General features: G+C 71.6%; 14 protein-coding genes. 4 read left to right on the plus strand and 10 right to left on the minus strand.

Annotated elements, in window-relative coordinates:
• Positions 1–9 precede the first annotated feature (9 nt).
• From BLR90_RS16110 to BLR90_RS16135, 6 genes are read right to left on the minus strand one after another with little or no spacing between them, the layout of a single operon-like run.
• Positions 10–1,278, minus strand: coding sequence for a class I SAM-dependent methyltransferase (locus BLR90_RS16110; RefSeq protein ID WP_091026255.1), 1,269 nt, complete (start codon positions 1,276–1,278; stop codon positions 10–12).
• Entirely contained in the window at positions 1,275–2,639 is a 1,365-nt protein-coding gene (locus BLR90_RS16115) for an FAD-binding oxidoreductase (RefSeq protein WP_091026256.1), read from the minus strand. The genes BLR90_RS16110 and BLR90_RS16115 overlap by 4 nt, the downstream gene beginning before the upstream one ends.
• 44 nt (positions 2,640–2,683) lie before the next feature.
• Positions 2,684–3,025, minus strand: a complete 342-nt coding sequence (locus tag BLR90_RS16120) for a cytidine/deoxycytidylate deaminase family protein (protein WP_091026257.1) — start codon at positions 3,023–3,025, stop codon at positions 2,684–2,686.
• Positions 3,018–4,334, minus strand: a complete 1,317-nt coding sequence (locus tag BLR90_RS16125) for a hemolysin family protein (protein WP_091026258.1) — start codon at positions 4,332–4,334, stop codon at positions 3,018–3,020. The genes BLR90_RS16120 and BLR90_RS16125 overlap by 8 nt, the downstream gene beginning before the upstream one ends.
• The gene (ybeY, locus tag BLR90_RS16130; RefSeq protein ID WP_091026259.1) at positions 4,331–4,798 is read right to left on the minus strand and encodes an rRNA maturation RNase YbeY; all 468 of its coding nucleotides are present in this window, start codon (positions 4,796–4,798) and stop codon (positions 4,331–4,333) included. The genes BLR90_RS16125 and ybeY overlap by 4 nt, the downstream gene beginning before the upstream one ends.
• Positions 4,799–4,805: 7 nt before the next feature.
• Complete coding sequence (locus BLR90_RS16135; protein ID WP_091026260.1) at positions 4,806–5,834, minus strand: PhoH family protein; 1,029 nt, start codon at positions 5,832–5,834, stop codon at positions 4,806–4,808.
• Between the two features lie 104 nt (positions 5,835–5,938).
• On the opposite strand from BLR90_RS16135, the gene BLR90_RS16140 reads away from it, so the two are divergent.
• On the plus strand, positions 5,939–6,202 hold the full coding sequence (locus tag BLR90_RS16140) for a hypothetical protein (protein ID WP_091026261.1): 264 nt from the start codon (positions 5,939–5,941) through the stop codon (positions 6,200–6,202).
• A gap of 38 nt (positions 6,203–6,240) precedes the next feature.
• Here BLR90_RS16140 and BLR90_RS16145 read toward each other — a convergent pair whose 3' ends face one another.
• Together BLR90_RS16145 and BLR90_RS16150 are read right to left on the minus strand one after the other, a co-directional pair.
• The gene (locus BLR90_RS16145; protein ID WP_143016239.1) at positions 6,241–7,479 is read right to left on the minus strand and encodes a hypothetical protein; all 1,239 of its coding nucleotides are present in this window, start codon (positions 7,477–7,479) and stop codon (positions 6,241–6,243) included.
• On the minus strand, positions 7,476–7,814 hold the full coding sequence (locus BLR90_RS16150; RefSeq protein WP_091026263.1) for an HIT domain-containing protein: 339 nt from the start codon (positions 7,812–7,814) through the stop codon (positions 7,476–7,478). The genes BLR90_RS16145 and BLR90_RS16150 overlap by 4 nt, the downstream gene beginning before the upstream one ends.
• Before the next feature lie 131 nt (positions 7,815–7,945).
• On the opposite strand from BLR90_RS16150, the gene BLR90_RS16155 reads away from it, so the two are divergent.
• The 3 genes from BLR90_RS16155 to BLR90_RS16165 are packed head-to-tail and all read left to right on the plus strand — an operon-like array spanning position 7,946 to position 10,437.
• Positions 7,946–8,485 (plus strand): SigE family RNA polymerase sigma factor, encoded by a 540-nt coding sequence (locus BLR90_RS16155; RefSeq protein WP_091026264.1) that lies wholly within the window; start codon positions 7,946–7,948, stop codon positions 8,483–8,485.
• Complete coding sequence (locus BLR90_RS16160; protein WP_091026265.1) at positions 8,485–9,474, plus strand: Gmad2 immunoglobulin-like domain-containing protein; 990 nt, start codon at positions 8,485–8,487, stop codon at positions 9,472–9,474. Before BLR90_RS16155 ends, BLR90_RS16160 begins: the two co-directional genes overlap by 1 nt.
• Positions 9,475–9,501: 27 nt before the next feature.
• Positions 9,502–10,437, plus strand: coding sequence for a Gmad2 immunoglobulin-like domain-containing protein (locus BLR90_RS16165; RefSeq protein ID WP_091026266.1), 936 nt, complete (start codon positions 9,502–9,504; stop codon positions 10,435–10,437).
• Between the two features lie 74 nt (positions 10,438–10,511).
• Here the strand turns inward: BLR90_RS16165 and BLR90_RS16170 are convergent, their stop codons facing one another.
• Entirely contained in the window at positions 10,512–11,252 is a 741-nt protein-coding gene (locus BLR90_RS16170; RefSeq protein ID WP_091026267.1) for a 16S rRNA (uracil(1498)-N(3))-methyltransferase, read from the minus strand.
• A gap of 2 nt (positions 11,253–11,254) precedes the next feature.
• Positions 11,255–12,430, minus strand: coding sequence for a molecular chaperone DnaJ (dnaJ, locus tag BLR90_RS16175; protein WP_091026268.1), 1,176 nt, complete (start codon positions 12,428–12,430; stop codon positions 11,255–11,257).
• Positions 12,431–12,432 lie beyond the last annotated feature (2 nt).

Genomic DNA, 12,432 nt, shown 5'->3' on the forward strand with positions numbered 1-12,432 from the left:
GCAGGCTAGTCACCAGGAGGGTCGCAGCGGGAATCCGTCGGAGCCGTCGTCGCCGGTGCGCACCGCGAGGACCTGGTGGAGCTGGATCTCGTTCCACTCGAACCCCAGGCGGCAGCTGGCCATGTAGATGCCCCAGACCCGGGCGGTCCCGATGCCGACCTCGTCGACGCAGGCGTCCCAGTTGTCGACCAGGTTGCGGTTCCAGTCGCGCAGCGTCATCGCGTAGTGCATCCGGAGGTTCTCGGAGTGCATGACCTCGAGCCCGGCGTCCTGCGCCTCCTTGATGTGCGTGCCCGAGCCGATCAGCTCCCCGTCGGGGAAGACGTAGCGGTCGATGAACGCACCGGTCTCCTCGCGGCGGTTGTGGTGCCGCGTGATGCTGTGGTTGAGCAGTCGGCCCTCGGGCTTGAGGTGGTCGCGCAGGAAGCCGAAGTACGACGGATAGTTGCGGACCCCGATGTGCTCGGTGAGCCCGATCGAGCTGATCGCGTCGAAGCCGGTCTCGAACACGTCGCGGTAGTCGAGGTGCCGGATCTCGGCGACGTCCCCCAGCCCCTCGCGGTCGATCGCCTCCTTGCCCCAGTCGGCCTGCTGCTGCGACAGGGTGACGCCGAGCGCCTTGACGCCGTACTCCTTGGCGGCGTGGATGACCATGCCGCCCCAGCCGCAGCCGACGTCGAGCAGCCGCTGGCCCGGCTTGAGGTCGAGCTTGCGCGCGACCAGGTCGAACTTCTCGTGCTGCGCCTCCTCGAGCGTGGCGTCCGCGTCGGGGTAGACCGCGCAGGTGTAGGCCATGGAGGGCCCGAGCACGTGGCGGTAGAACGCGTTGGACACGTCGTAGTGGTGCGAGATCGCCTCAGCGTCGCGGCCCATGGAGTGCCGCAGCCCCTCCATGGCGCGGCGCCAGCGCGGCAGGTGCTCCTGCGGCGGAGGCGGCGGGGGCTTGAGGTTGGCGAACCCGAGCCCGCGGACCAGGGCGACGATCTCACCGGGCGACACCTTGCGGAACTTGGTGTGGCCCTTGAGCCGGCGTGCCAGCTCGTAGGGGTCGCCCGGGTGCGCGCCGTGCACCACCAGGTCGCCCGCGGCGTAGGCGCGCGCCAGACCCAGGTCTCCGGGAGCCGTCAGCAGGTAGGCGAGCCCGCGCTGGTTGACCAGCTCGAGGGTGATCGGTGAGTCCTCGGGGCCGGTGCCGCTGCCGTCGTAGGCCTCGAAACGCACGGGCATCCCGTCGCGAAGCAGGTCCGCGATCGCGTCGGCGATCTTGATCGTCGTCATCGTTTCCTCACTGCCTTGTCGTAGAGCGTGGTGAGTCGGTCCTCAGGGTCGTAGCGGTGCTTGACCTCGGCGAGGTTGGTGCCGTCGTACAGGCGGTCGAAGGTCTCCGGGTCGTAGAACGCCTCGGAGTAGAGCGACTTGTGGCCGCCCAGCTCGTGGACCCGGGCCTCGATCGCCCGGTTGAGGGGGCCGTCGGAGGCCTCGGGGCCGACGTGGACGGTGCCCCAGAAGCCGACGTTGACGTAGGTCTGCCCCGGCTCGAGCGGGTAGGTGCGCCACGGCCGCTTGGCGACGAGGGGGCACAGCCACACCGGACGCATGCCGACCTCGGCGTCGAACCACTCGAGGAACTCCGCGAGCCGGTCGAGGTGCACCTCGACGTCCTGGATCACCCGCTCCCGCATCGGCCGCCCGGCCCGGCGGTCGAGCCGGTCGGCGATCCCGAAACGCCGGTCGAGCCCGAGCAGGCGGTGGTAGACGTCGGAGCGGCGCAGCCGGGCCGGCCACACCCGCCGCACGAGCGGGTGCTGCGCGCCGAAGGCCCCCGAGCACCAGAACCAGTCGGTGTCCCAGCGCCAGAGGTAGTCGTACGTCGTGAGCAGGTCGGTCTCGCGCTGCTGGATCGACCGGAAGTAGATCTCCTGCCCGGTGTAGTCGCTGGGGGTGGCGTCGCCCGGGCTCTCGGTCCACCGCGCGAGGGTGAGGTAGAGCTCGCCCGGCTCGAACGCCGTGCCGTCGAGGCCGTCGACCCGCTCGCCGGCGTACTCCCCCGTCTCGACGATCTCGGAGACGGTCTTGGCCAGCAGCCCCACGTCGTCGAAGCGGACGTGGCGCAGCCCGACGTACGACGGCACCGGCTCGAGCTGGATACGCAGCCGGGTGGCGTAGCCGAGCGAGCCGTAGGAGTTGGGGAAGGTGTCGAACAGGTCGTCACCGGGACGGCAGGTGACCACCTCGCCGGCGCCGGTGAGCACGTCCATCTCGAGCACCGACTCGTGCGGCAGCCCGCTGCGGAAGCTGGTCGACTCGATGCCGAGGCCGGTGACCGCGCCGCCGAGGGTGATCGTGCGCAGCTGGGGCACGACGAGCGGGATCAGGCCGTAGGCCAGGGTCGCGTCGACGAGGTCCTCGTAGGTGCACATGCCCTGGACCTCGGCGGTCCGCGCCACGGCGTCGACCTCGATCACGCCATCGAGCCCGGAGACGTCGAGACCCGGGGTGGTGGTCGCCTGGCGCGGCCGGAAGAGGTTGGAGGTCCGCTTGGCGAGCCGCACCGGCTGGCCCGCGGGGATCGCAGCGGCCGACTCCACGAGCCGGCGCACCGCTGCCTCGTGGTCGACCCAGGCCCTCCCTGAACTCACGGGGGCACGCTACTCCGATCGCGTTGCGTGTGTGTTTCCCGAAGTCACGTGGTCGAGGTGGCCAGGATCGAGCCGCGGGCGTCGCCCCGGTGTACGACGACGCCGGGCCCGCCGAACTCGGTCAGCACCGCCACATCAGCGGGGGCGACCTCGTCGGCATCGCTCAGGATCACTGCGGCCTCCAGCCCGTGCGAGCCGGAGGCGACGGCCATCGCGACGCACACCTCGAGGGCGGAGAGCGAGAGCGAGGGCAGGGCGACCGAGGCGGCGGCGTAGGTGCGGCCGTCGGCGTCGCGGATCGCGGCACCCTCGGCGGCGCCGGTGCGGGCGCGGGTGGCCCGGGCCAGGGTGACGAGCTTGGCGTCCTCGGGGGTCAGGTCAGTCATGGGCGGACTCCAGGTCGGTATTGGGGTCGGGGTCGGCCTGTGCCGCGACCCGGTGGATCAGGACTGTGCCGATCTTGTTGCGGCGACCGGAGGCGTCCTCGGCGAGGAAACGCAGCCCGTGGGCCTCGACGATGGAGCCCGGGATGGGGACCCGGCCCAGGTGCTTGGCCATCAGGCCTCCCACGCTGTCGACGTCCTCCTCCTCGACGTCGAAGCCGAACAGCTCGTCGAGGTCGTCGATCGGGTAGCGCGACGAGACCCGGATGACTCCTTCGGACACGGTCTCGACCTCGATCTCGTCCTCGTCGTACTCGTCGGTGATCTCACCGACGATCTCCTCGAGCAGGTCCTCGATGGTGATCAGGCCCGCAGTCCCACCGTACTCGTCCACGACGACCGCGATGTGCTGTCGACGGGCCTGCATCTCACGCAGCAGGGCGTCGACCGGCTTCGACTCGGGCACCCAGTGGACGGGGCGCATGACCTGCTCGATGCGCTCGGTGAACTCCACCTCGGGTGCCTCGAAGTCGCGCCGGACGATGTCCTTGAGGTAGGCGAAGCCGCGGATGTCGTCGAGGTTGTCGCCGATCACCGGCACCCGGGAGTAGCCGGAGCGCAGGAACAGCGAGAGCGTCTGGCGCAGGTTCTTGTAGTGCTCGATGTAGACCACGTCGTTGCGCGGCACCATCACCTCGCGCACCGAGGTGTCGCCGAGCTCGAAGACGGAGTGGATCATCTTGCGCTCGCCGGACTCGATCAGCGCCGACGCCTCGGCCATGTCGACCATCTCGCGCAGCTCGGTCTCGCTCGAGAACGGGCCCTCGCGGAAGCCACGGCCCGGGGTGATCGCGTTGCCGACCAGGATCAGCAGGCGCGGCAGCGGGCCGAGCACGGACGTGAACAGCACCAGCGGCCCGGCCGACAGAAGAGCCACCGACTCGGAGTGCTGCCGACCGAGGGTCCGGGGGGCCACCCCGATCACGACGAACGAGACGACCAGCATCGCGCCGATCGCGGTGAGCGCGCTCGGCAGCCAGGCTCCGTCGTACCCCTCGGCGATCTGGAGGGTGACCAGGACGATGGCCGAGATCTCGCAGAGCAGGCGCAGCAGCAGCGCGGTGTTGAGGTAGCGCGGAGCATCGTCGAGGATCGCGACCAGCGCCCGCGCGCCGGCTCGGCGCTCGCCCTGGAGCTCGAGGGCTCGGGCCTTGGAGAACGACGCCAGGGCGGCGTCGGCGGCCGTGAAGACTCCGGCCAGGAGGACCAGGGTGGCTGCTGTGACCAGCAGCCAGATATCGCCGGAGGTCATGGCTCGAGGGTGGCAGCCGGGGCGCGCCACTGGGCGAGCAGACGGTCCTGGAGACCGAACATCTCGGCGTGCTCCTCGGGCTCGGCGTGGTCGTAGCCGAGGAGGTGCAGGATGCCGTGGACCGTCAGCAGCTCGATCTCGGCGTCAGTGCCGTGGCCGGCCTCGGCCGCCTGCCGCTCGGCGACGGCCGGGCACAGCATCAGGTCGCCGAGGACGCCCTCCTCCGGCTCCTCGGTGACCAGGCCGGGCCGCAGCTCGTCCATGGGGAAGGCCAGGACGTCGGTCGGGCCCTCCTTGCCCATCCACTGGGCGTTGAGCTGGGCGATGGTGTCCTCGTCGACGGCCTTGACGCACAGCTCGGCGAGCGGGTGGACCCGCATCTCGTCCATGACGAAGCGCGCGAGCTTGGCCAGCCCCTTCACGTCGAGGTCGTGGCCCGACTCGTTGAGCACCTCGATACTCATCGGGGGCTCATCGGGGTGCCTGGGGTGCGGAGTGCAGGCCGCCGCTGGCGTCGAACTCGTCGTAGGCCGCCACGATCTTGCCGACGAGCTTGTGCCGTACGACGTCGTGGCTGGTGAGCCGGTTGAAGGCGATGTCCTCGACCCCGTCAAGGATGCCCTCGATGACCCGCAGCCCGGACTTCATGCCCGAGGGGAGGTCGGTCTGGGTGACGTCGCCGGTCACCACGATCTTGGAGCCGAAGCCCAGGCGGGTCAGGAACATCTTCATCTGCTCGGGCGAGGTGTTCTGAGCCTCGTCGAGGATGATGAAGGAGTCGTTGAGGCTCCGCCCGCGCATGAACGCCAGCGGTGCGACCTCGATCGTGCCGGCGGCCAGCAGCTTGGGGATCGTCTCGGGGTCGACCATGTCGTGCAGTGCGTCGTAGAGCGGGCGCAGGTAGGGGTCGATCTTCTCGCTGAGCGTGCCGGGCAGGTAGCCCAGGTTTTCACCGGCCTCGACCGCGGGGCGGGTGAGGATGATCCGGTTGACGTTCTTGGACTGCAGCGCCTGCACGGCCTTGGCCATGGCGAGGTAGGTCTTGCCGGTGCCGGCGGGGCCGATCCCGAACGTGATCGTGTGCTTGTCGATGGAGTCGACGTAGCGCTTCTGGTTGAGCGTCTTCGGGCGGATCGAGCGGCCCCGGTTGCTGAGGATGTTGAGGCTCAGCACGTCGGCGGGCCGCTCGGTCGTCTCGGTGCGCAGCATCGCGAGCACCCGCTCGACGGTCTCGGCGGTGACGCCCTGGCCGGTGCGGATGATGGTGACCAGCTCGTCGAGGAGGCGTTCGGCCAGCGCCACCTCGCCCGGGTCGCCCTGCATGGTGATCCGGTTGCCGCGGACGTGTACGTCGGCGTCGAAGGAGCGCTCGATCAGCGCAAGGTGCTCGTCGCCGGGCCCGAGCAGGCTGACCATGTTGACGCTGTTGGGGACCACGACCGTGTGACGTGTCTGGCGGGTCTCCCGCGAGGAGCTCCGGTCGCTGCTGCTGTCAGTCATGGGTGCCCTGGCGGGCGGCCTTTCGGGTCGGGGATGAAGGCGACCTCCATGCTACGGGAGCGTCGCACGGGAGCCCACCTGGTTGTTGGCCGTACCGTTGACCCATGCAGCCCGACGAGTACGACGAGGACTGGGAGGGTGACGACGACACCCCGCCCGCCTGGTTCTCCGGGCAGCACCTGCCACCGCACGCCCGGGCGATGGGGCTCACCCATCACGTGCCCGACGGCGCCCTGCTCGACTTCGCCGGGTCCCTCGACAGCAGCAAGCGCCGTCACCGCGCGACGGCGTGGGTGCTGCTCGTGGTCTTCGGCCTGCCGGTCGTGTTCATGCTGCTGCGGCTGGTGCAGGCCGTCTTCCCGGGCTGATCCCTGATGGAGCTGCAGGAGACCGCAGCGCTGGTGACCTACTCGTCGTAGGCGACGGTCAGCGTGCCCAGGCACATCTCGTCGGTGGTGCCCTCGCCCCACACGACGTACTTGTCCTCGCGCTGGGTCTCGAACGCCGGCAGCTTGTCGCGCAGCCACTGGGCGTGGGTGCAGGTCACCTTGACGGTGTCGAAGGGGTCGAGGTGGATCGGTCGGACCCGGCGCGAGCCTTGGTCGTCGAAGTCCCACGGCTTGATGTCGAGCACCGTGCGAGCCTCGGGCGTCCCGGGGTTGGTCTCGATGGTGATCCGCCGCCCGAGCAGGTGCATGTGTCCAGCGGCGGCCGTGATCGTCATGCCGCGGCCGATCGTCCGGAGGCACATGGTGGTGTCGGACGCGACGACAGGAGTGCCGCAGAGCAGATGCAGGGCCTGGGCCAGCCCTCCGCCGGAGGGGCCGAAGCGCACGCGGGCGTCGGCGAGCGAGGCCTCGCGGTCGCACAGCGGCCCGTCGTCGCGGCCCGGCCGGCACGGCATCTCGACCGGGGCCGGCAGCAGGAACGTGTGGAGCTGGGTGATCCCCGGCTTGCGGGGGCTGACCCGGATCTGGGTGGAGCTCATGTCGGGGCTGGCGCCGGCAAGCAGGTTGTAGTGCACCTGCATCACCACCCGCGAGCCGCGCGGCAGGTCGACCCCGTAGCCGTCGCGGACCATCGTCTCGTCGCCACCGGGCGCCCACGCGCCGAGCCACGGCGCGTCCTCGATGTCGCCGAACTCGCCCTCGAGCCCGGTGCCGCCGAAACAGGTCCAGCCCTGGTCGGCGGTCTCGGCGTCCTTCGCCTCGGCCTGCGCCACCTGCTCGGGCAGGATCCTGAACAAGATGACGTGGTGGACCACGTCGGGGTTGCCGGGCACGACGTTGGTGCCCGTGAGGTAGCTGTCGCGGGCGATGTGCGGGTCGAGCAGGAAGCACCGGTAGTCGTCGGTGCCGGTCCCGGTCGGCGGTGACGGCGTGTAGGTCTCGGGCATCGTCATGGTGACCCGACGCTCGCCCTTGCGCAGCGGCTTGAGCTTGGCGGGCTTCACGTCGGGGTGGTGCGACGACGGCGGGTCCGTCGGCTCGGCCCCTGGATCGACACTCGGGGTCTCGGTCGCCTGGGTGTCGGAGGCGGACGGCTCACGTGCGGCCTGGGGCTCGGGGTCGTCGGAGGCGGAGCAGCCCGACAGCACGAGGCCGAGCAGGGCCGCGGCCACCCACGTCGTATGGCGGCGGCTCATCCGGGCGGCCAGGTCATCGAGCGCCCGGCGAGCACGTGGACGTGGGCGTGGAAGACCGACTGCCCTACGCCGGCACCGGTGTTGAACACCAGGCGGTAGTCGTCGTGGCCCTCGGCGGTCGCCACCGCGGCGGCCGTCAGCAGCACCTCGGCGGTAGCGGCAGGGTCGCCGGCGGCCAGAGCGGCGGCGTCGGGGTAGTGGTCGCGCGGGACGACGAGCACGTGCGTGGGTGCCTGCGCGTTGATGTCGCGGAACGCGACCGTGCGCTCGGTGCTGTGCACGACCTCGGCCGGGACCTCCCCCGCCACGATCTTGCAGAACAGGCAGTCGTCCACCAGTCCGCCCCCCCTCCCAGGAGTAGGCCCACATCCTTACACGGAAACTCGGGCATCGCCGCGGTAAACCCCGAGGGCCACCTGCGCGTGCCACTAGCGTGAGGACTCATGCGGAGCTACGGCGGCAGGCGGTGACCGACCCCGCCACCTGGGGCGCGGACGCGGCGCTCGACGAGCTGTACGCCGCCCACTGGCGGCAGCTGGTCCGGCTGTCGGTGCTTCTGGTGCGCGACGTTGGCCTGGCCGAGGAGATCGTGCAGGACGCGTTCGTGGCCATGCACGGCCGCTGGGGCCGGCTGCGCGAGCCGGACAAGGCGTTGGCCTACCTGCGCCAGTCGGTCGTCAACCGGTCGCGGTCGGCGTTGCGTCACCGCGCCGTGGTCGCCCGCCACGACGCCGCCCAGCTGCCACCGGCCGTCCAGCCGGGCGCCGACGAGTCGTCCGTGTCCGCCGTACGGCGCGACGCGGTGCTGGACGCCATGCGCCAGCTGCCGGCGCGGCAGCGTGAGGCGCTGGCGCTGCGCTACTACCTCGACCTCTCCGAGGCCGAGATCGCCGACGCCATGGGGATCAGCCGCGGCGCCGTGAAGAGCCACGCCTCCCGCGGGTCCGCCGCGCTGCGCGACCTGCTCGCCGGCCAGATCGATGACCAGAACGATGGAGACCTGTGATGAACGACGAGACCCTGGCCCGCCTGGTCACCGACGCCGTGGCCGACGTCGAGCCCGCCGACTGCCTCGACGACATCCGCGCTCGCACCGCCACGTCGGCTGCCGGCTCACGCCGCCACCTCTTCATCGCCGGGGGCTCCGTGCTCGCCGCCGCGGCAGCGGTCGTGGCGATCGCCCTGGTCACGGTGGCCCTCAACCAGCCGTCCGCGGAGGCCCCGCCGACCGACGACCCGACCAGGATCATCGACACCCCGACGCCCAGCGCGCACGCCGTCCCGCTCTACTTCGTGGGCGATACGGGTCGCGGGCCGCGCCTCTTCCGTGAGTTCCAGGTCGACACCGGCCTCGCGGGAGTGGCCGAGGCCCTGGAGCTGCTGAGCGACGGTCCTGAGGACCCCGACTACCGCACGCTGTGGCCGGCCGGCTCGTTCGCGGGCGGCAAGGTGCGCGGCGACGTCATCGACGTGGTGATCGCCGACGCCGCGCTGCACGACCGTCCCGCGTCGATGACCGAGGACGAGGCGGCACTCGCCCTCGAGCAGGTGATCTTCACGGTCCAGGCGGTGGTGGGTCAGCGGCTCGGGGTGCAGTTCCGCTACGGGGACAACCCGGTCGACATGGTCCTGGGGCAGCCCACGTCCGAGGCCGTCTCCAGCGCCGAGCCGCTCGACGTGCTGTCGCTGATGAGCGTGACGTCCCCCTCCGAGGGGGAGGTGGTGTCCGGGTCCTTCGTCGCCGAGGGCGTCAACAACGGCTACGAGGCCACCATGAACTGGCGCCTCGAGGACGCCGCCGGCGACATGGTGCTCGACGGCTTCGCCACGGCGGAGGGCTGGACGGGCACCAAGCTCTTCCCGTGGAGGACCGACCCGATCGATGTGTCCGGGCTCGCCCCCGGGACCTACGAGTTCGTCGCCGCCAACCCCGACCCGTCCGACGGCGAGGGTTTTCCGCCGGACACCGACACGCGCTCGATCACCGTCGAATAGCCCGTGAACGCCGGAAGGATGGACGCCATGAACACACCTCGGAGCCGCTCGGTCGCACTCTCCCTCACCGCTGTCCTCAGCGCCGCTGCCCTCGCCGGGTGCGGCAACGACCCGGACCCGGTGGCCAGCGACCCTGCCTCGACCTCGGAGCCCAGCAGCACGCCGGAGTCCACCGACGCCACCACCGAGCCGACCGACCCGGCCGAGACGACGGAGCCGACCCAGCCCGCGACCACGACGGCCGCCCCCGTCTACTTCGTCGGCGACACCCCGATGGGCCCGCGCCTCTACCGCGAGTTCCGCCAGGTCGAGGCCGACAATCCCTACGCCGAGGCGGTCGCGCTGATGGTCGCCGGCGACGTGGTCGACCCCGACTACGACTCCGCCTACCCCGACGGCCGCTTCGCGAGCATCGAGGTCGACGCGGAGGAGGGCGTGATCCTGGTCGAGGCCGCCGACGACGGGTGGAACACCCCCGCGCCCGGCATGACCAAGGCCCAGGCCGAGCTCGCCGTCCAGCAGCTCGTCTACACCGTCCAGGGGATCGCCCAGGACCGGCTGCCGGTCCGGGTGTGGCTCGGCGACCCGACCAACGCCGTACCCCTGTTCGGGATCGACACCGCCGACGGCCTGACCGCCGCCGACCCGCTCGACGTGCTCGCCCTGGTCAACGTCACCTCGCCCGAGGAGGGCACGACGGTGAGCGACAAGTTCGTCGCCAACGGCCTGGCCAGCTCCTTCGAGGCCACCGTCCCGTGGGAGATCCGGCAGGGCGACACCGTGGTGCTCAAGGGCTTCTCGACCGCGGAGGGCTGGATGGACAAGCTCTACCCGTGGCAGTCGGACGTCGACGTCTCGGGCCTGGCCCCGGGCGACTACACCTTCGCGGCCATGACCGACGACCCGTCCGGCGGCGAGGGCCCCGGTCCGTTCGAGGACACCAAGACCATCACGGTCGAGTGAGGCTCAGCCTGCCCGCCCGGGACGTCATACGGAACGTGGATGCGACTCCTCGGGACGTATGACGTCCCGGAGCGTCAGTGCCAGCGGTCGGTGCGGGCCAGGAGCGCGGCGCAGGCGGCCACCCCGGCGGTCGAGGTGCGCAGCACCTCGGTGCCGAGCCGGACGCTCACGGCGCCGGCGTCGACCAGTGCGGTGACCTCGTCGTCGGTGAGCCCGCCCTCGGGGCCGACCACGACCACGACCACGCCCGAGGCAGGTACGTCGAGCCCGGCCAGCGGTGCGGTCGCCTCCTCGTGGAGCACGACGGCCAGGTCGGCCCCGGCGACGAGCCGGGCGACATCGGCCATCGAGGCGAGCTCGGCGACCTCGGGGTGCCAGGCACGGCGGGCCTGCTTGGCGGCCTCGCGTGCGGTCGAGCGCCACCGGGCCAGGGACTTCGCCGCGCGCTCGCCCTTCCAGACCGCGACGCTGCGCGCCGCCGCCCACGGCACCACCTGGTCGACCCCCACCTCGGTGAGGACCTCGACCGCGAGCTCGCCGCGGTCACCCTTCGGGAGCGCCTGGACGACCACGAACGACGGGCCCGGCCGAGGCACCTCCTGCGCCTGCGCGACGTCGACGGTGAAGACCCGCTTGCCGGTCGACGCGACCGCACCGGTGACGGAGCGGCCCGCGCCGTCGGTCAGCACCACCGTCTCGCCCACGCGCAGCCGGCGTACGGCGACGGCATGGTGGGCCTCGTCACCCTCGACCGTCACGGTCGCGCCGGGCGACACCCCCGCCAGCGACGGGACGAGGTGGACCGGGAGCGTCATGGTCAGTGCGGGTTGAACGCGTCGCGCAGGCGCCCGAAGACCGAGCGCTGAGACCCGGCGGGCACCTGGCCGGTCGGCGACTCCTCGTCACGGATGGCCGCCAGCTCGCGCAGCAGCTCCTCCTGGCGGGCGTCGAGCCTCTGCGGGGTCTCGACCAGGACGGTGACGACCAGGTCGCCGCGTCCGCCGCGCAGCCCGGGGACGCCGCGGCCGCGGAGCACCTGCTGGGTGCCCGACTGGGTGCCGGCCCCGACCTCGAGCTCGAACGACGTCTCGACGCCGGAGTCGGCGCCCTGTTCGACGTCGGCCTCGAGGGTCGGCAGCGTCAGTGTCGTGCCCAGGGCGGCCGCGGTCATCGGCAGCGAGACCGTGGAGTGCAGGTCGTTGCCGTGGCGGGTGAACGTGGGGTGCTCGGCGACGTGGATCTCGACGTAGAGGTCGCCGGCCGGGCCACCGCCCGGCCCGACCTCGCCCTGCTCGCTGAGCTGCACGCGGGTGCCGTTGTCGACGCCGGCGGGGATCTTGACGGTGAGGGTGCGCCGGGAGCGCACGCGGCCATCGCCCGAGCACTCGCGGCACGGGTCGGAGATGATCGAGCCGAAACCGCGGCACGCGGCGCACGGGCGCAGGGTGCGGATCTCGCCGAGGAACGACCGCTGCACATGAGCGACCTCGCCCTGGCCCCGGCAGGTCTCGCACGGCACCGGGTGCGACCCCGGGGCGGCGCCCTCGCCGCTACAGGCGGTGCAGAGGACGGCGGTGTCGACCTTGAGCTCGCGGGCCACGCCGAACGCCGCTTCCGCCAACGTGATCTCCAGCCGGATCAGGGCGTCCTGGCCGCGGCGTACGCGCGACCGGGGGCCGCGACCGGGCTGGCCGGCGCCGGGCTGACCGCCGAAGAAGGCGTCCATGATGTCGGTGAACGAGAAGCCGGCGCCCTGCCCGAACCCGGCCTGGCCGCCGGCGAACGGGTCGCCGCCGCGGTCGTAGGCGGCGCGCTTCTGCGGGTCGGAGAGCACCTCGTAGGCGCGGGTGACCTCTTTGAAGCGCTCCTGCGACTCGGGGTCGGGGTTGACGTCGGGGTGGAGCTGGCGCGCCTGTCGCCGGTAGGCCTTCTTGAGGGCGTCGGCGTCCGCGTCGCGGGCGACACCGAGGAGGTCGTACAGGTCCTGGCTCAACG

Origin of the sequence: Nocardioides szechwanensis, from assembly GCF_900103935.1 — a bacterium.
Taxonomy (GTDB): Bacteria; Actinomycetota; Actinomycetes; order Propionibacteriales; family Nocardioidaceae; genus Nocardioides; species Nocardioides szechwanensis.

Bases quoted from the DNA above. Each gene is read 5' to 3' on its own strand.
- BLR90_RS16110 (WP_091026255.1), bottom strand. From the start codon at position 1,278: ATGACGACGATCAAGATCGCCGACGCGATCGCGGACCTGCTTCGCGAC.
- BLR90_RS16120 (WP_091026257.1), bottom strand. From the start codon at position 3,025: ATGACTGACCTGACCCCCGAGGACGCCAAGCTCGTCACCCTGGCCCGG.
- BLR90_RS16125 (WP_091026258.1), bottom strand. From the start codon at position 4,334: ATGACCTCCGGCGATATCTGGCTGCTGGTCACAGCAGCCACCCTGGTC.
- ybeY (WP_091026259.1), bottom strand. From the start codon at position 4,798: ATGAGTATCGAGGTGCTCAACGAGTCGGGCCACGACCTCGACGTGAAG.
- BLR90_RS16135 (WP_091026260.1), bottom strand. From the start codon at position 5,834: ATGACTGACAGCAGCAGCGACCGGAGCTCCTCGCGGGAGACCCGCCAG.
- BLR90_RS16140 (WP_091026261.1), top strand. From the start codon at position 5,939: ATGCAGCCCGACGAGTACGACGAGGACTGGGAGGGTGACGACGACACC.
- BLR90_RS16145 (WP_143016239.1), bottom strand. From the start codon at position 7,479: ATGAGCCGCCGCCATACGACGTGGGTGGCCGCGGCCCTGCTCGGCCTC.
- BLR90_RS16160 (WP_091026265.1), top strand. From the start codon at position 8,485: ATGAACGACGAGACCCTGGCCCGCCTGGTCACCGACGCCGTGGCCGAC.
- BLR90_RS16165 (WP_091026266.1), top strand. From the start codon at position 9,502: ATGAACACACCTCGGAGCCGCTCGGTCGCACTCTCCCTCACCGCTGTC.
- BLR90_RS16170 (WP_091026267.1), bottom strand. From the start codon at position 11,252: ATGACGCTCCCGGTCCACCTCGTCCCGTCGCTGGCGGGGGTGTCGCCC.